Origin of the sequence: Burkholderia sp. USMB20 (genome assembly GCF_000949135.2) — a bacterium.
GTDB lineage: Bacteria > Pseudomonadota > Gammaproteobacteria > Burkholderiales > Burkholderiaceae > Burkholderia.
This window is the reverse complement of the sequence record NZ_JTAN02000021.1, coordinates 1003452-1020079: the sequence shown is the minus strand read 5'-3', so window position 1 is coordinate 1020079 and position 16628 is coordinate 1003452. Positions and strand designations below refer to the sequence as shown.

Below are 16628 nucleotides of genomic sequence, written 5' to 3'. Positions count from 1 at the left end.
GTGTCCCGCACCATGCCGCTTCATATCCAGACCCCCTATATCCGCTCGCAAATCGCGTCGCGCCGTCTCGGCAAGAACATCCGGCTGAAGCTCGACGCGCTGCAGCCGTCCGGCTCGTTCAAATTGCGCGGCATCGGCGCGGCGTGCGAAGCACGGCATGCGGCCGGCGCGCGCCGGTTCGTGTCGTCGTCGGGTGGCAATGCGGGCATCGCGGTCGCGTATTGCGGCCGCGAACTCGGTGTGCCGGTGCTCGTCGTCGTGCCGGAAACCGCGTCGGCCCGCGCGCGCGAGCTGATCCGCGTCGAGGGGGCGGAGGTGGTCGTGCACGGTGCGAGCTGGGCCGAGGCGAATGCGTTCGCGCTGTCGACCGTCGGTACGCAGGACGCGTTCGTGCATCCGTTCGACGACCCGGTGCTGTGGCAAGGGCACGCGACGATGATCGACGAGATGGCGTCGGTCGGCCCGAAGCCCGACGTGGTCGTGCTCGCGGTCGGCGGCGGCGGGCTGCTGTGCGGCGTGCTCGAGGGGCTCGCGCGCAACGGCTGGCACGACGTGCCGGTCGTCGCGGTCGGGACGGAAGGCGCCGACAGCTACGCGCGTTCGGTCGCGCACGGACACCCGGTCGAATTGCCGGCGATCACGAGCATTGCGACGTCGCTCGGCGCGAAGCGGCCGTGCGACGCGGCGGTCGCATGGGCGAAGCGGCACGCGATCCATCCGGTCGTCGTGTCGGACGCGCAGGCGGTGGCTGCGTCGCTGCGGTTCCTGGACGAGCACCGGATCGTCGTCGAGCCGGCGTGCGGTGCTGCGCTGGCCGCGCTCGAAGAACCGGTGCCGGTGCTGGCTTCGGCGTCGGAGATCGCGGTGATCGTGTGCGGCGGCGTGACGGCGACGGCCGAGCAGATGCGGACGCTGAACGCGACGCTGCGGTAACGCGCACGGGCATGTGACTCAGCGCAGCCGGAGCGTGATGCGGACGAAGACGTCGCGGTGAAGTGACGGCGAAGTGACGGCGGGGCGGGACCGATCGCGGGCATGCGCGGAATCGGGGGCGTGTCGTCTGTCGCGACGGGCTGTTTCCGCTCGCGGGTTACGTCACGCCGGGCGCGCGCAGCCAGTGGCCGGGGGCAAGATCTTCTCGCCGGAGGGTGACGGGGCGGGGATCGGCCGGCGCACCGCGCACACGGTGCACGGCGCGGCGAGGGCGCGCGCGGTCAGTTCGCGGACGGCGCGCTGGCGCCGGTCGGCGCGGACGACGCGACGGGGTCGGCAGCAGCGGGTGCGGACGTCTTGCCTGCCGGCGTCGGAGCAGCGTTCGAGGGCGTCGGCGCGGACGCCGCCGGCGCAGGCACGGACGATGCCGCCGTGGTAGCGGCAGACGTCGACGTGGCCGGCGTCGAGGCGGACGTAGGCGCCGAAGCGGAAGTGGGCGTCGAAGCTGAAGCGGGTGCGGAGGCCGACGCGGGCGTCGAAGCCGAGGTGGGCGCCGAGGTCTTGGCAGGTACCGCAGCCGAAGCAGGCGCCGAAGCCGAAGCTTGTGCCGAACCCGAACCCGAACCCGAACCCGAACCCGAACCCGGCGCGGCACCCGCCGCAGCTCCCGAACCCACCCCGGCTCCCAACCCCGACCCGACGGCCCGCATCGTCCCCGGCGCGACCACGGCCGATGCCGCAGCAGGCACGGCCGGCACGACCGACGTGCCCGACGTCGGCGCGACGCTCGGCACGGACAGCGGCACCGGCGCCGCCGGCGGCGTCGGCACGACCGGCGTCGTCATCTTCATCGGCTCGCCCTGCGGCGTCGGCGCAGGCTCGGGCAGCGGCGTCACGGGCTCCTTCTCGGCCGCCTTCACGGTCGCGCGATCGCGGCGGGCCGGATCGATCTTCAGGAAATGCTCGACGAGATTGAAGAAGCGCTCGTAGAACACGCCGGCGGGAATCGTCTCGCTCGCGGTCTTCACGAGCGCGTCGTCGCTCGACCCGATCGGCAGCGACAGCGAACCGAACACGCTGAGCCCGACGCTCGCCGACGTATTCGACTTCTTCAGCGTGTAGCGGTCCTGCACCGCGTTCACGTACGCGATGCTCGACGAGCCGTCGGCAGTCGCGTCCGCGCACACGACGTGAAACTCGATCACGACGTGCATGTCGTTGCTCGGCTGGAAATTCTTGCTGCCGTCGACCGCATCGTTGCGCGACGACGACACGACATAACCCTGGCTCAGCAGCGCGCGCCGCGCGGCCTCGCAGGACGCGTCGGATTTCGAGTGGAACGTGTGCGCATACGGGCTGCTCGTCGCGTCGAACTGCTCCTGCTGGTAGATCGGCTTGGGTGGCGACGAGCACGCCGCCAGCACGGTCGCGGCCGCGAGCGCGCACGAAACGGAAAACAGGCGAAATCGGTTGTGCATGGCGTCTTTCAATAGGCTCGGCGAGATGCCGCGCGGGGCTGCGGGCGCAACGCACGCGGCGGCGGGGTCGGTGCGATGCGCGTGGCAATCTCGTATGGCCGGGGCGTCATTATAGTTTCGTTTGATGTCGCGCTCGCTTCAGCCGGCCGGCGCCGGCCGCGCGGCGGCGAGCAAGCGCGACGCCAGCGGGTGGTGTTCGCCGCGCCGCGAGCGGATCGCATGGATCTCCTCGGTCACGTCGCCCGCGCGGCCGAGCCGGCGCAGCCCGCGCAGCAGCGATGCGTCGTTCGCGCCGAGTTCGCTGAGCGGAAACACGCCGAGGCCGCGCGCCGCGAACACGGCCATCAGCGCGCTGTCCTCGAATTCGCCAGCGATGCGGGGCACGATCCGTTCCCGCTCCAGCCACAGGTCGAGGCGCGCGCGCAGCGCCGAGTGGGCGGTCGGCAGCAGCACCGGCAGCTCGGCGAGGCACGCCGGAAAGCGCTGTCGCGCGGCCGGCGTGACGAGCGCCGCGGGCCCGTACCAGTCGACCGGCGACGCGACGAGCCGCTCGCTCGTCACGCGCAGGTTCGACCCCGACGGCGCGCCCTGGCCGGCCAGCACGAGGTCGAGGTGATGCAGCGCCAGTTCCGCGAGCAGCGCGTCGTGCTCGCCCTCGTGGCACAGCAGCCGCAGCGTGGGCGTGTCGAGCACCGGCGCGAGGAGCGCATGCGCGGCGAGCTTCGAGATGCCGTCCGCGAGGCCGACCGCGAGCCGCACGGTCGGCTGGCTGGCCGCCGCGCGCACTTCGTCGGGAATCAGCCGGCCCATCTCGAAGATGACCTCCGCACGCGCATACGCGGCCTGGCCGGCGTCGGTCATCGCGACACCGCGCCCAGCCGGGCGCAGCAACTGGTGGCCGAGCGACTTTTCCAGCTCGCGGACCTGCGCGCTGATCGTCTGCACGGCCATGTCGAGCCGCTCGGCGGCGCGTGCGAAGCCGCCTTCCTTCACGACGACCCAGAAATAGTACAGATGGCGGAAATTCAGCATCGGATTCGTTATTTCGTAAAAACCGAACCAAAGATCAGATTTTCTCTGATTTTTGCGAAGTCGTGCGCTACCTATCATCGGGCTTTCCACCTTCGAATCGGCCCTTTTCATGGACTCCCTGCTGACGCTTGCCGCCGACCCCGCCGTCTGGGCCGCGCTCCTGACGCTCGTCGTGATGGAAGTCGTGCTCGGCATCGACAACCTGATCTTCATCTCGATCCTCAGCAACAAGCTGCCGGAAGCGCAGCGCGCCCGCACGCAGCGCCTCGGCATCGCGCTCGCGCTCGTGATGCGCCTCGCGCTGCTCGGCAGCGTCGCGTGGATCGCGAGCCTGACCGAACCCGTGTTCACGCTGTTCGATCACGCGTTCTCTTGGCGCGACATGATCCTGCTGTCGGGCGGCCTGTTCCTCGTATGGAAGGCGACCACCGAGATCCATCACCACGTGTCGCATGACGGCGACGGCGCGGGCGCGTCCGGCGGCGCGGCCGGCCTGACGATGTGGGCCGCGATCGGCCAGATCGTGATGCTCGACATCGTGTTCTCGATCGACAGCATCGTGACCGCGATCGGCATGACCGAGCACGTGCCGATCATGTTCGTCGCGGTGATCGTCGCGGTGTCCGTGATGCTGTTCGCCGCCCAGCCGCTCGCACGGTTCATCGACCGCAACCCGACCATCGTGATGCTCGCGCTGTCGTTCCTCGTCGTGATCGGCATGACGCTGATCGCGGAAGGCTTCGGGTCGCACGTGCCGAAGGGCTATATCTACGCGGCCATGGCGTTCTCGGCGTTCGTCGAGGGCATGAACATGCTGGCGCGGCGCGCGAAGGCGAAGCGCGTGGCGCGCGGCGAAGGTCGCTGAGCCAGGCGGGCGGGCCGTGGCCCGCCCTCGATTCGGAATGTCCGACGAAAGGAGAAACGCGATGAAATGTCCGGTCTGCAAGACGCCCGACCTGCTGATGGCCGAGCGGCAATCGATCGAGATCGACTACTGTCCGACGTGCCGCGGCGTGTGGCTCGATCGCGGCGAACTCGACAAGCTGATCGCGCGCGAAACCGGCGATGGGCCGGCGCGCCGCGACGAGGTGCCGGTGCGGCACGATGCGCAGGCGCCGCGCGGGCGTGACGACGGCTGGGGGCGCGACGGCCGCGCGCACGACGACCGTTACCGGCACGACGGCCGGCGTCGCAAGAAGTCGGTGTTCGACCTGTTCGATTTCGATTGAACGCGACAGCGAGCGTGTCCTGCTCGGCACATCGAAAAAAAGCCCCGCCGCGCGTCATGCCCGGCGGGGCTTCGTCATTCGTCATGCGCGTCGCGTGACGAACACGCGCCGACGTTACGCGTTGCCGGCCGTCACGTCGATGCGGCGCGGGCGCGTTTCCTCGCGGCGCGGAATCGTCAGCGTGAGCACGCCGTCGCGCAGGCTCGCATCGATCCGCGACGTGTCCAGATCGGGGCTCAGCACGAACGTGCGCACGTAGCGCGGCGCGCGGACTTCGGCGTGACGCACGCGCAGGTCGGCCGGCGTGTCGATGCGCGTGTCGGCTTCGATCGTCAGCGTGTTGTCGTGCACCTTCACGTCGAGGTTTTCGCGCGGCACGCCGGGCAGGTCGGCACGCAGCGTGACGCGCTGCCTGTCTTCGACGATATCGACGGCCGGCGTGATCGCGGGCCGGCGCGCGGCTTCGGCGGCGGCTGCCTGCGCGGCACCGGTCTGGCGTTCGGTCAGGGTCTGGCTCTGGCTCGTATTCATATCGTTCTCCTGAAGGTTACTGAACGGTGATCGCGCGCGGCTTCGAGGCCTCGCGCCGGCCGACGCGAATCAGCAGGCAGCCGTTCTCATAACGGGCGCTGACGTTGTCGGCGTCCGCGTTCTGCGGCAGCTCGACCACGCGGCGGAACGCGCCGTGAAAGCGCTCCTGCGCGTAGGTGCGCACGTCGTCGCCGGCGTCGTGCGGTGCGGGTTTGCGCTCGCCGCTGATCGTCAGCAGGTCCTTGTCGATCGAGACGTCGAAGTCGGCCGCGGCCATGCCGGGGGCGAACGCGACGATCTCGATCGCGTCGTCGGTCGCGCCGACGTTCAGCGCGGGGAACGCGCTCGGCCGCACCGCGCGGATGCCGGTCGGGGGCTCGCCGAACAGGCTCGCCATCTGCCGCTGCACACGGGCGAATTCGTCGAACAGGTCGTGACCGAAATGAATACCGCTCATGAGGATCCTCCGGAACATGAGACGCGAAAGACACGATGGCGCGACGCCGATGGCGAGTGCGACGCACGGTTTTCCGCTGAGTCGAAACGGGGGCAGTGCGCGTGACGGGCACTGCCTGGCAACGGGTAATTAGAGGCCGCCGCGGCGGTTTTCAAGAGGGCAAGTGCAATCGGCATCAACGCGTCGTGACGGGGATCGATGCGACAATCGTCGCGCTATCCACAGACCACGGAGACGGAACGGACATGGAGATTCAACGCATCGCGATCGTCGGGGCCGGCGTGATCGGCGCGAGCTGGGCGGCTTTCTATCTGTCGAAGGGCTTCGACGTCGTCGCGACCGATCCCGCACCGCAGGCCGACGCGCGGCTGCGCGACGCGCTCGCGGCCTTCCTCGGCGAGCGGGCCGCCGAACTTTCCGCGCGGCTGTCGTTCGATGCCGATCTCGTGCGCGCGCTCGACGGCGTCGATTTCGTGCAGGAAAACGGCCCCGAGCGGCTCGACCTGAAGCGCGCGCTGTACCGGCAGATGGACGACGTGCTGCCCGCGCGCGTGCCGATCGCGTCGAGCTCGTCGGGCCTGAAGATGTCCGAGATCCAGACCGGGTGCGACAGGCATCCGGAACGCTGCCTGATCGCGCATCCGTTCAACCCGCCGCACCTGATTCCGCTCGTCGAGCTGGTCGGCGGCAGCGCGACCGACCCGAGCGTGATCGCGCGCGTGAAGGCGTTCTACGACGCACTCGGCAAGCAGACGATCGTGCTCAACAAGGAGATGACCGGCCACGTCGCGAACCGGCTCGCGGCCGCGCTGTTTCGCGAGGTGTATCACCTCGTCGGCGAGGGCGTGGTGAGCGTCGCCGATGCGGACAAGGCGGTCGCGTGGGGGCCGGGCCTGCGCTGGGGCTTGATGGGGCAGTGCCTGACCTATCACCTCGGCGGCGGCGCGGGCGGGATCGCGCACTTCCTCGAACACCTGTCGGGGCCGATCACGACGTGGTGGGACGATCTCGGCACGCCGTCGTTCGACCCGGCCGTCGATCGCAAGCTGAACGACGAACTGCGCGCGATCCAGGGCGAGCGTTCGATGCAGGAACTGGCGGCCGAGCGCGACCGGCTGCTCGTCGAGCTGGTCGACGCGCGGCGCCGCAGCTTCCTGCCCTGAGCGCTTGGCCGCGGAGCGTTCCGGTCGCGCGGTGAAAGGCTATTGCTGCGCGGCCGTTTGCGGTGCCCGCGGCGTCTGCGCGAGCCATGCGGGCTGCGCGGCCTGCACCAGTTCGCGATTGCGCGCGCGCGTCGCGGCATCCGGCGGATAGTTACCGTCGTTGGTCGGCAGTTCGCCGTCGAGGTAGGCCTGCTTCAGCTGGGCGACGACTTCCGCGCGCGTGAGGCCCTGCGCGGGGGCGGCGGCATCGGTTTGTGCAAAGGCGGGGGACAGCAGCGCGGCTGCGGCGGCCGCGACGGCGATTCGCACGACGTTCATGGTGTGCTCCGATCAAGGGGACGGGACAGCGGACGCGCGGCACACTGCCGTGCGTTCCGATGCGGCCCATTGTCGCGAGCGGGGACTGCGCGGACGCTGACGCGTTCCGGGCAAGATGGTCAGTTGCGCGCGAACACCGCGGCGGCGTTGGCGTGAAGGCGGCAGCCAGCGTTACAGCTCGGCCGCCGCCGCGATCAGCGTCGCTTCGAGCGCGAGCGTCGAGCGCGACGCGGCCGCCGGCCGGTCGATCACGTATTCGAGTTCGCCGAGTTCGGGGAGCCCCGCGTCGAGCCGCGCGAGCCCGGCCGGAATCACGTAGCCGGCGAACGCGCTGACGCCGAGCCCCGCGCTCGCGGCCGCGCGCAGCACCGCGATGCTGCTGCTCACGACGGCGATCCGGTAAGGGCGGCCGACCGCCTCGAGCGACTCGAGCACGCGGCGGCGCGATACGCTCGGCTCCGGATGCATCGCGAGCGGCAGCACGGCCTCGTGGCCGGTGATCCGCGAATCGGGGCCGGTGCACCAGTACAGCGGCTCGCTGCGGATCACGCGGCCGCGCCGGCTGCCCGCGACGCGTTTCGCGAACACCAGGTCGTGACGGCCTTCGTCGAGCGCATCGAACAGGTCGCCCGACAGCCCGGTCGAGATCGCGAGCTCGACTTCCGGATTGCGCTGCACGAAGCTCGCGAGCGCGGCCGTCAGGTGCGCGGACGCGAAATCCTCCGACATCGCGAGCCGCACCTTGCCCGACAGCGGCGGGCCGCACACCGACGTGACGGCCTCGTCCATCAGCTCGAGGATGCGCACCGCGTAGCGGAACAGCGCGTCGCCGTGCTGCGACAGGTGCACGTTGCGCGTGTCGCGCTCGAACAGCGGCCGGTCGAGCAGTTCCTCGAGGCGGCGGATGTGCTGGCTGACGGTCGACTGCGACAGGCTCACGCGTTCGGACGCGGCGGTGAAACTGCCGGACTGGGCGACGGCGACGAAGCTGCGCAGCAGCTCGGGCGGTAATGGACGCATTGCTAAATCCACTGAATCGGTTTCGACAACTTCATAAATGGCCGGATGGTGCGGCGCTAGTATCGGATCACGCGCTGGTGCGGCCCATGCAAACGGGGCGCACCGGACGCGTAGCCCGTGTCGCGCCGCCGGCTCCATCGGTCAGTCTAAGCCATCCGGCGTCCGGCCCGAAACCGCATCATCCCATCGACCGCCTGAGAACGCGCTCGCACGACGAGCCGCCGGGCCGCGGCGCCCCGCCGCAGGAGACACCCAGTCCGCGCCCGGAACCGGCATGCGGGCCCGACTCCCGCACGCGTCAGGCACCCGTCACGAAGAGACTGGAGACGACTCATGATCATCTACGGAACCGCGCTGCTGGCGTTCTGCCATCTGGCCGGACTGTTCCTCGGCGACCTGCTGGGCGCCGCGATCGGCGTGAAGACCAACGTCGGCGGCGTCGGCATCGCGATGCTGCTGCTGATCTGCCTGCGCCTGTGGCTGCACCGGCGCGGCTGGCTGCCGAAGGAGACCGAGGCCGGCGTCGGTTTCTGGGGCGCGATGTACATCCCGGTCGTCGTCGCGATGGCCGCGAACCAGAACGTCGTCGCCGCGCTGAAGGGCGGGCCGGTCGCGCTGCTCGCCGCCATCGGCGCGGTCGCGATCTGCGCATGCTGCATCGCGGTACTCGTGCGCACCGGGCGCGACGACACGGCCTTCGCGGGCGTGCCGCAATTCGAAGAACAGTAACGGAGGCCGCGATGCTGCAGATGCTCGAAAAAACCGTCGCCCACAACGGGCTCGTCGCGTCGTTCGCGCTGGTCGGCCTGATCATGTGGCTGTCGTCGCTCGCGTCGCGCAAGCTCACCTTCGGCCGCGTGCACGGCTCCGCGATCGCGATCGTGATCGGCCTCGTGCTTGCGTACGTCGGCGGCGCGTTCACCGGCGGCGAGAAGGGGCTGGCCGACGTCAAGCTGTTCGCCGGCGTCGGCCTGATGGGCGGCGCGATGCTGCGCGATTTCGCGATCGTCGCGACCGCGTTCGAAGTGCAGCCGACCGAGGCGCGCAAGGCCGGCCTCGTCGGCGTCGTGTCGCTGCTGCTCGGCACCGTGCTGCCGTTCATCGTCGGCGCGTGCATCGCGCGCGCGTTCGGTTATACCGATGCGGTCAGCATGACGACCATCGGCGCGGGCGCCGTCACCTACATCGTCGGGCCCGTGACGGGCGCCGCGATCGGCGCGAGCTCCGACGTGATCGCGCTCAGCATCGCGACAGGCCTCGTGAAGGCGATCATCGTGATGATCGGCACGCCGGTCGCGGCGAACTTCATGGGCCTGAAGACGCCGCGCTCCGCGATGATCTTCGGCGGCCTCGCCGGCACCGTGAGCGGCGTGAGCGCGGGCCTTGCGGCGACGGATCGCCGGCTCGTGCCGTACGGCGCGCTGGTCGCGACGTTCCATACCGGCGTCGGCTGCCTGCTCGGGCCGTCGGTGCTGTTCTTCACGACACGCGCGCTGGTTGGCGCATAGCCGCCACGCGTGCGATCCGGGCGATCGGTGCGCAAGCGCCGGCGCGTGCGGGCCGCGGCGGGGCCGCATCCATCGCGGCGTCCTCTGAGTCGCATTCGTCAACATCATCAATCGGCGGCGGCGCCAGGCTTAGAATGCCGCTGAACCATCGAAGCGGGAGAACTGTTCATGACGGGATGGAATCACGCGCGGCAGGCGCGCGATGCACGGCTCGCGGCCGGTGCGGCTTACGCGCACGGCAAGCGGGTCGATGCGCGCGACACCGTCGCGTTGCTCGAAGCGGTGCTGCGGCCCGGCGACCGCGTTTGCCTCGAAGGCGACAACCAGAAGCAGGCCGACCTGCTCGCCACCGCGCTCGCCGACGTCGACAGCGCGAAGATCCACGACCTGCACATGGTGCAGTCGGGCGTCGTGCTGCCCGAGCATCTCGACGTGTTCGAGCGGGGCATCGCGAAGCGTCTCGACTTCGCGTATTCGGGCCCGCAGTCGCAGCGCATCGCGAAGCTGCTGTTCGGCGGCAAGATCGCGCTCGGCGCGGTGCACACCTATCTTGAACTGTTCGCCCGCTACTTCATCGATCTCACGCCGCAGGTCGCGCTGATCGCCGCGGTCAGCGCCGATGCCGACGGCAACCTGTACACCGGCCCGAACACGGAAGACACACCGACCGTCGTCGAGGCCACCGCGTTCAAGGACGGCATCGTGATCGCGCAGGTCGACCGCATCGTCGACAAGGTGCCGCGCGTCGACATTCCGGGCGACCGCGTGCATTTCGTCGTCGAGGCCGGCCGGCCGTTCTACGTCGAGCCGCTGTTCACGCGCGACCCGGCCGCGATCACCGAGACCCAGATCCTGACCGCGATGCTCGCGATCAAGGGCATCTACGAACCGTACGGGATCAAGCGCCTGAACCACGGGATCGGCTTCAACACGGCCGCGATCGAGCTGCTGCTGCCGACCTACGGCGCGAAGCTCGGGCTGAAGGGCAAGGTCTGCACGCACTGGGCACTCAATCCGCACCCGACGCTGATTCCCGCGATCGAATCGGGCTGGGTCGAGCAGGTTCACTGCTTCGGCTCGGAAGTCGGGATGGACGACTACATCCGCGCGCGCTCCGACGTGTGGTTCACGGGCCCCGACGGGTCGCTGCGCTCGAACCGCGCGTTCTGCCAGACCGCCGGCCTCTACGCGTGCGACATGTTCATCGGCTCGACGCTGCAGATCGACCTGTCCGGCCATTCGTCGACGGTCACGGCCGAGCGGATAGCCGGCTTCGGCGGCGCGCCGAACATGGGCAGCGACGCACGCGGCCGGCGTCACCCGAGCGAGCCGTGGCTGAAGGCCGGTGCGGAGGCCGACCCCGACACGCCTGCGGCGCTCAGGCGCGGCCGCAAGCTGGTCGTGCAGATCGGCGAGACGTTCGGCGACAAGAACGTGCCGATGTTCGTCGAGAAGCTCGACGCGTTGAAGCTCGCGGACAAGCTGCAGCTCGACCTCGCGCCGATCATGGTCTACGGCGACGACGTCACGCACATCGTCACCGAGGAAGGGATCGCGAACCTGCTGATGTGCCGCGACAAGGACGAACGCGAGCATGCGATCCGCGGCGTGGCCGGCTATACGGAAGTCGGCCGCGGCCGCGATCGCAGGCTGGTCGAGCGGCTGCGCGAGCGCGGCGTGATCCGCCGCCCGGAGGATCTCGGCATCGATCCGCTCGACGCCGACCGCCGCTGGCTTGCCGCGCGCTCGATCAAGGATCTCGTGCACTGGTCGGGCGGCCTGTATGCGCCGCCGGCCCGGTTCCGCAACTGGTGAGGAAGAGGGCATGGAACAGTTGAACTATCGCTTCACCGCGCGCGAACGCGCGCAGGGCGAACTGGCCACGGCGCTCGTCGGCGTGGTCGCGTCCGGCAATCTCGAGGTGCTCGTCGAGCGCGTGCTGCCGGGCAACGAATGCGAGATCGACATCCGCACCGCGGCGGTCGGTTTCGGCGCGGTGTGGCAGGCCGTCGTGTCGGACTTCGTCGAACGGCGCGCACCGGGCGGCCTGAAGCTGTCGATCAACGACGGCGGCGCGCGGCCCGACATGGTGTCGCTGCGGCTCGCGCAGGCCGTGCGAGCGATCGAGGGAGGCGCATGATGACCGACGCGATCCACGACGCACCCGCATTCGTCGCGAACCGCGCGAGCTGGTACGAAGCGTCGGCGCGCCAGCGCGTCGACGGGCTGCTCGACGCGGGCAGCTTCACCGAATTTCTCGGACCGGGCGATCGTGTGACGAGCCCGCACTTGCCGCTGTTCGACCTGCCGCAGCAGTTCGACGACGGCATGGTGGTCGGCCGCGGCCGGCTCGACGGCACGCCGGTGTTGGTCGCCGCGCAGGAGGGCCGCTTCATGGGCGGCGCGTTCGGCGAAGTGCACGGCGCGAAGCTCACGGGGCTGCTGCGTGCGGCGCGCGACCTCGGCACGCCGGTGCTGATCCTGTTCGATACGGGCGGCGTGCGGCTGCAGGAAGCGAATGCGGGCGAACTGGCGATCGCCGAGATCATGCGTGCGCTCGTCGACGCGCGTGCGGCCGGCGTGCCGGTGATCGGGCTGATCGGCGGGCGCGCGGGCTGCTACGGCGGCGGCGGTCTGCTCGCCGCCTGCTGTTCGGCGCTCGCGGTGTCGGAGCAGGGGCGCATCAGCGTGTCGGGGCCCGAGGTGATCGAGACCAATCGCGGCGTCGAGGAATTCGATGCGAAGGACCGCGCGCTGATCTGGCGCACGATGGGCGGCAAGCACCGCCGTCTGATCGGCGGCGCGGACCGCTACGTGGCCGATACGCCCGACGCGTTTCGCGCGGCCGCGCTCGACCTGATCGGCCGTGCGCCGAACTTCGACGCGGCGATGCTGCGCGCGGAGCAGGCGCGTCTCGAAGCGCGCGTCGAACGGTTCGGCGCATGCAAGGACGCGCTCGACGTGTGGCGCGCGCTCGGGGCGAGCGAGCCGGAAGCGATTCCCGGCATGCCCGACGATGAATTCGCGAAGCTCGCCGATCAACTGCAGGAGCCGCAGCATGACGCTCGATGAAGTTCTGACCTCGCTGTTCCCGAACGGCCACGCGATCACGCGGACCGGCGGCTTGCTGGCGGGCCACGCTGATCTGACCGGCACGCGCGTCGACGTGATCGGCGTCGCCGACCGGCTGCCGTTCGGCATTGACGAAGCCGTGACGCTCGCGTCGCACGTGCTCGACACGATCGGGCGCGGCGGCGACACGCCGATTCTCGTGCTCGTCGACAGCGACAGCCAGCGGATGAGCAAGCGCGACGAACTGCTCGGCCTGAACGAAGGCTTGTCGCATCTCGCGAAATGCCTGATGCACGCGGAGCTCGCCGGGCACCGGACGATCGGCCTGCTGTACGGCCATACGGCCGCGGGCGCGTTCATCGCGACCGCGCTCGCGACGCGCACGCTGCTCGCGTTGCCGGGCGCGGAGCCGGAAGTGATGGACCTCCCGTCGATGTCGCGCGTGACGAAGCTGCCGATCGACGTGCTGAAGGAGATGGCTCGCTCGACGCCGGTGTTCGCGCCGGGGCTCGACAATCTCGTGAAGATGGGTGCCGTCGACGCCGTGCTCGACCCGGCCCGCGCGCTCGACGCGCAGGTCGCCGAATGGCTCGGCAAGCCGGCCGATCGCAACGACGTGCGTGCGGCGCGCGGCCGGCCGGTCGCGGCCGACGTCGCGCGGCGTGTCGAGGCACTCGCGCGTGCCGCACGCTGACACGCCGCTGCGCCGCCACACGCTCGTCACGCTGACGGCGGCCGGGTGGGGCGCGGCCTGCGCGCGCGATCCCGCGCTGGCGGCCGATCCGCTCGTGCAGGCGTGGGCCGCGCACGGCTGGCCGCTGATCGTGCGCCGCGCGTCGCCAGACGAGGCCGATGCGGGGCGCATCCCGCTCGGCTTGCCGCTGCCGCCTTCGGCGGGCAAGCGGCGCATTGCAATGAACGTCGCCGCCGACGCGCTCGCGTCGGTCGGTCCGCTGCCCACGCTCGCCGATGTGCTCGCTGTCGCGCCCGACGCATGGCACGCGACGCTGCGCGACCTGGCTGCGCTCGGCGCCCGCTGCGGCGTGCAGGGCCGCGTATTCGGCAGCCTCGCATGGCAGGCGCTGACGGGAGAGCGCTACCTGAGCGCGTCGTCCGATCTCGACCTCGTGTTTCCGCTGCCGGACGCCGCATCGCTCGCCGCGCTGCTCGACGGCCTGGCGACACTCGACGCACGCGCGCCGATGCGCATCGACGGCGAACTGCTGCGCGACGACGGCGCCGGCGTGAACTGGCGCGAGCTGCATGCGCGGCTGCCTGAAGTCGCGGTCAAGACGGCGATCGCCGTCGAATTGATGCCTGCCGACGCATTCACCGGAGGCACGCGATGAGTGCGTGGGCCGCCTGCCGCGCGCCGGCGCCGTCCGATGCCGAGCGCATCGCCGAACTCGCCGAGCACAGCCTCGTGCTGGAAATCGACACCTATCCGAAGCCGGGCCTCGTCAGTCACGTCGACACCGGCAGTCACGCGGACATGGATGCCACGATGTTCGTGCGCAGCGCGGCCGTGCTGCGGCCGTACTTCGCGGAGCTCGCCGATGCCGGTGCGCGTGACGCCGACATGGCCGTGCTGCGCAAGATCGGGCTGCGCGCGGAACACGCGATGCTTGCCGCGACCGGCGGCGTCAACACGCATCGCGGCGCGATCTTCGGGCTCGGGCTGCTGTGCGCGGCCGCCGGCCGCCGCACGGTGCCGGGCACCGCGGCACGCACGCTGACGCTCGGCGCGTTCGTCGCGCGGCGCTGGGGCACCGAGATCCTCGGCGGCCCGCGGCTGCCCGACAGTCACGGCGAGCGCGCGAGCCGCCGCTACGGCGTCGGCGGCGCGCGTCGCGAGGCGGCCGACGGGTTCACGACGTGTACGGCGTCGGGCTGCCGGCCCTGCGCCGCGCGCAGCGCTGCGTGCCGGACGATCCGGAGGCCGCGCGCGTCGACGCCTGCTTCGCGCTGATCGCCGCGCTCGACGATACGAACCTGCTGCACCGCGGCGGGCAGGCCGGCCTCGATTTCGCGCGTGCCACGGCACGCGCATTCGTTGCCCGCGGCGGCATCCGCGCCCGCGACTGGCGACTGCACGCGGCCGCTGCGCACCGCGCGTTCGTCGCGCGCCGGCTGAGCCCGGGCGGCGCGGCCGACCTGCTGGCGATGAGCGTGTTCGTCGATGCGCTCGAGACGGATGAAACGGACGAGACGGGCGAAACGGGCGAAACGGGCGAGACGAACGAGGCGGGACGATGACGCTGGCGATCCTCTGTTCGGGGCAAGGTGCGCAGCGTGCGGACATGTTCGAGCTGACCAGCGCGGCGCCGCAAGCCGATGCGCTGTTCGCGCACGCCGGCCGGCTCCTCGGCGACGATCCGCGCGACTGGGTGCGACACGCTGAACCGGATGCGCTGCGTGAGAACCGCGCTGCGCAGATCCTCTGCACGGTGCAGGCGCTTGCGGCGACGATGTTGCTCGAGGCGATGTGGCCGCGGCGTCGTTGCGTCGCGGGGTACAGCGTCGGCGAAGTCGCATCGTGGAGCGTCGCGGGGATGATCGATCCGCACGACGCGCTGGCGCTGGCCGAGGCGCGCGCGCGCGCCATGGATGCCGCGAGCGGCGGCGATGAACGGATGGCATTCGTGCGCGGGCTCACGCGTGCGCGGCTCGCGCAACTCTGCGACGGCCGCGATGCGGCGATCGCAATCGCCAATCCGGGCGATGCGTTCGTGCTGGCCGGGCGGCAGGCCGACGTCGCCGCGGTGGCCGACGCCGCCGCACGCGACGGTGCGCTGCGTGTCGCGCCCGTGTGCGTGCGGATCGCGTCGCACACGCACCGGCTCGCGGCGGCGGTGCCCGCGTTTCGCGCATCGCTGGCCGCCGTGAACGTGCGCCGGCCGCTGCCCGGCACGCGACTGTTTTCGGGGATCGACGGCGCGTCGGTGCTCGATGTCGACGCCGGGCTCGACAAGCTCGCGCGCCAGATCGCGGAGCCGGTCGAGTGGGCGGCCTGCCTGGCCGCGTGCGTCGAGGCCGGCGCGACCGCGTTTCTCGAACTCGGCCCGGGCCGCGCACTGGCCGAGATGGCGGGCAGCGCGTATCCGGCGCTGCCGGCACGCAGCGTCGCGGATTTCCGTTCCGTCGACGGTATCGCGAGCTGGCTCGCGCGCGTCGCGGCCGGCTGACCGGCGGCGGGCGAGCGGCCGGATCACGCGCCGGAACCGCTTCGAATCTGCGTCGAATCCAGTTCGAAATCCGGTTCGAAATCTGCCTGCCGACCGGTCGTTACGCGCCAGGTGTTGCGCCGGCGCAGCAGCGCTGCAGCAGGCGCTTGTCATGCGAATTGGCGTCGCTACAATGGCGCCCGCCATGAGACCAGCCGCCTTCCTCGTCGCCGCGCTTTGCTGTGCGGCGACCGTCCACGCCAGCCCGATTCCGTCCGACGCCGCCGCGGTCGGCAGGTACTTTTCGTATGACAATGCGGCGGCCGACGCGACCGTCGACCTGATCGGTCAGGCGCAGCGTCGCGTGCTGCTGGCCGGCTACGCGTACGTGCCGCCAGCGGTCGCGGCGGCGCTGCGCGCGGCGCGTTCGCGCGGGATCGACGTGCGGGTCGTGCTGGTGCGCTCGCCGCGTGCGGGCAAGTACAGCGGCGCCGGCTATCTGAAATCGGCCGGCATCGACGTCGCGATCGATTCGCGGCACGGCGACCCCGCACCGCGCTTCGTGATCGTCGACGACAGCGTCGCGCTGACGACGCTGTCCGACGACGCGGCCGCGCACGCGGAAACGGTCAACGTGTTCCAGCGCGCGCCGGAACTCGCGCAGTCGTACGCGCAGTCGTTCTGGCGGCTGTATCGGCAGGCCGGCGGGCTCTGAGCGCTTGA

At 70.7% G+C, this 16628-nt stretch carries 19 protein-coding genes and 1 pseudogene; 14 read left to right on the top strand and 6 right to left on the bottom strand.

From position 1 onward, the window contains the following. The first annotated feature begins 12 nt into the window (after positions 1-12). Positions 13-933 carry a pyridoxal-phosphate dependent enzyme gene (locus PL79_RS34870; protein WP_044844928.1) on the top strand — a complete coding sequence of 307 codons (921 nt, stop codon included), beginning with the start codon at positions 13-15 and terminating at the stop codon, positions 931-933. Positions 934-1214: 281 nt separating this feature from the next. Here the strand turns inward: PL79_RS34870 and PL79_RS34865 are convergent, their stop codons facing one another. Together PL79_RS34865 and PL79_RS34860 are read right to left on the bottom strand one after the other, a co-directional pair. Continuing rightward, positions 1215-2411, bottom strand: coding sequence for a DUF2242 domain-containing protein (locus PL79_RS34865; RefSeq protein ID WP_044844927.1), 1197 nt, complete (start codon positions 2409-2411; stop codon positions 1215-1217). A gap of 138 nt (positions 2412-2549) precedes the next feature. After that, the gene (locus tag PL79_RS34860; RefSeq protein WP_044844926.1) at positions 2550-3443 is read right to left on the bottom strand and encodes a LysR family transcriptional regulator; all 894 of its coding nucleotides are present in this window, start codon (positions 3441-3443) and stop codon (positions 2550-2552) included. A gap of 109 nt (positions 3444-3552) precedes the next feature. On the opposite strand from PL79_RS34860, the gene PL79_RS34855 reads away from it, so the two are divergent. Together PL79_RS34855 and PL79_RS34850 are read left to right on the top strand one after the other, a co-directional pair. After that, positions 3553-4308: a TerC family protein gene (locus PL79_RS34855; protein WP_044844925.1), complete on the top strand. Its 756-nt coding sequence runs from the start codon at positions 3553-3555 to the stop codon at positions 4306-4308. Between the two features lie 61 nt (positions 4309-4369). Then, positions 4370-4672, top strand: a complete 303-nt coding sequence (locus PL79_RS34850; protein ID WP_044844924.1) for a TFIIB-type zinc ribbon-containing protein — start codon at positions 4370-4372, stop codon at positions 4670-4672. A gap of 114 nt (positions 4673-4786) precedes the next feature. Here PL79_RS34850 and PL79_RS34845 read toward each other — a convergent pair whose 3' ends face one another. Together PL79_RS34845 and PL79_RS34840 are read right to left on the bottom strand one after the other, a co-directional pair. Next, a complete protein-coding gene (locus PL79_RS34845) occupies positions 4787-5203 on the bottom strand; it encodes an Hsp20/alpha crystallin family protein (protein WP_044844923.1) in 417 nt (138 codons plus the stop codon). Between the two features lie 16 nt (positions 5204-5219). Continuing rightward, positions 5220-5660, bottom strand: coding sequence for an Hsp20/alpha crystallin family protein (locus PL79_RS34840; protein WP_044844922.1), 441 nt, complete (start codon positions 5658-5660; stop codon positions 5220-5222). A 245-nt stretch (positions 5661-5905) separates the two neighbouring features. On the opposite strand from PL79_RS34840, the gene PL79_RS34835 reads away from it, so the two are divergent. Then, positions 5906-6823, top strand: a complete 918-nt coding sequence (locus PL79_RS34835) for a 3-hydroxyacyl-CoA dehydrogenase NAD-binding domain-containing protein (protein WP_044844921.1) — start codon at positions 5906-5908, stop codon at positions 6821-6823. Between the two features lie 39 nt (positions 6824-6862). On the opposite strand, the gene PL79_RS34830 is transcribed toward PL79_RS34835, so the two are convergent. Both PL79_RS34830 and PL79_RS34825 read right to left on the bottom strand, forming a co-directional pair. Beyond that, entirely contained in the window at positions 6863-7141 is a 279-nt protein-coding gene (locus PL79_RS34830) for a DUF4148 domain-containing protein (RefSeq protein WP_044844920.1), read from the bottom strand. Positions 7142-7312: 171 nt separating this feature from the next. After that, positions 7313-8161, bottom strand: a complete 849-nt coding sequence (locus PL79_RS34825) for a LysR substrate-binding domain-containing protein (protein ID WP_039322076.1) — start codon at positions 8159-8161, stop codon at positions 7313-7315. Positions 8162-8494: 333 nt separating this feature from the next. On the opposite strand from PL79_RS34825, the gene madL reads away from it, so the two are divergent. The 10 genes and pseudogenes from madL to PL79_RS34775 all read left to right on the top strand — a co-directional run bounded on the left by madL (position 8495) and on the right by PL79_RS34775 (position 16620). After that, positions 8495-8890: a malonate transporter subunit MadL gene (gene madL / locus PL79_RS34820; RefSeq protein ID WP_044844919.1), complete on the top strand. Its 396-nt coding sequence runs from the start codon at positions 8495-8497 to the stop codon at positions 8888-8890. An 11-nt stretch (positions 8891-8901) separates the two neighbouring features. Then, the gene (gene madM / locus PL79_RS34815; RefSeq protein ID WP_044844918.1) at positions 8902-9669 is read left to right on the top strand and encodes a malonate transporter subunit MadM; all 768 of its coding nucleotides are present in this window, start codon (positions 8902-8904) and stop codon (positions 9667-9669) included. A 168-nt stretch (positions 9670-9837) separates the two neighbouring features. Further along, positions 9838-11484, top strand: a complete 1647-nt coding sequence (gene mdcA, locus PL79_RS34810; protein WP_044844917.1) for a malonate decarboxylase subunit alpha — start codon at positions 9838-9840, stop codon at positions 11482-11484. 10 nt (positions 11485-11494) lie between these two features. Beyond that, positions 11495-11809, top strand: a complete 315-nt coding sequence (gene mdcC / locus PL79_RS34805; RefSeq protein WP_044844916.1) for a malonate decarboxylase acyl carrier protein — start codon at positions 11495-11497, stop codon at positions 11807-11809. Further along, positions 11806-12741: a biotin-independent malonate decarboxylase subunit beta gene (locus PL79_RS34800; protein WP_044844915.1), complete on the top strand. Its 936-nt coding sequence runs from the start codon at positions 11806-11808 to the stop codon at positions 12739-12741. The genes mdcC and PL79_RS34800 overlap by 4 nt, the downstream gene beginning before the upstream one ends. Continuing rightward, positions 12728-13435 (top strand): biotin-independent malonate decarboxylase subunit gamma, encoded by a 708-nt coding sequence (mdcE, locus tag PL79_RS34795; RefSeq protein WP_044844914.1) that lies wholly within the window; start codon positions 12728-12730, stop codon positions 13433-13435. Before PL79_RS34800 ends, mdcE begins: the two co-directional genes overlap by 14 nt. Continuing rightward, entirely contained in the window at positions 13422-14090 is a 669-nt protein-coding gene (gene mdcG, locus PL79_RS34790; protein WP_044844956.1) for a malonate decarboxylase holo-[acyl-carrier-protein] synthase, read from the top strand. The genes mdcE and mdcG overlap by 14 nt, the downstream gene beginning before the upstream one ends. Further along, a pseudogene (gene mdcB, locus PL79_RS34785) lies at positions 14087-14997 on the top strand (triphosphoribosyl-dephospho-CoA synthase MdcB). The gene mdcG and the pseudogene mdcB overlap by 4 nt, the downstream one beginning before the upstream one ends. After that, a complete protein-coding gene (gene mdcH / locus PL79_RS34780) occupies positions 14994-15926 on the top strand; it encodes a malonate decarboxylase subunit epsilon (protein WP_044844912.1) in 933 nt (310 codons plus the stop codon). Before mdcB ends, mdcH begins: the two are co-directional and overlap by 4 nt. 172 nt (positions 15927-16098) lie before the next feature. Next, entirely contained in the window at positions 16099-16620 is a 522-nt protein-coding gene (locus PL79_RS34775; RefSeq protein ID WP_044844911.1) for a phospholipase D-like domain-containing protein, read from the top strand. Positions 16621-16628: the final 8 nt, after the last annotated feature.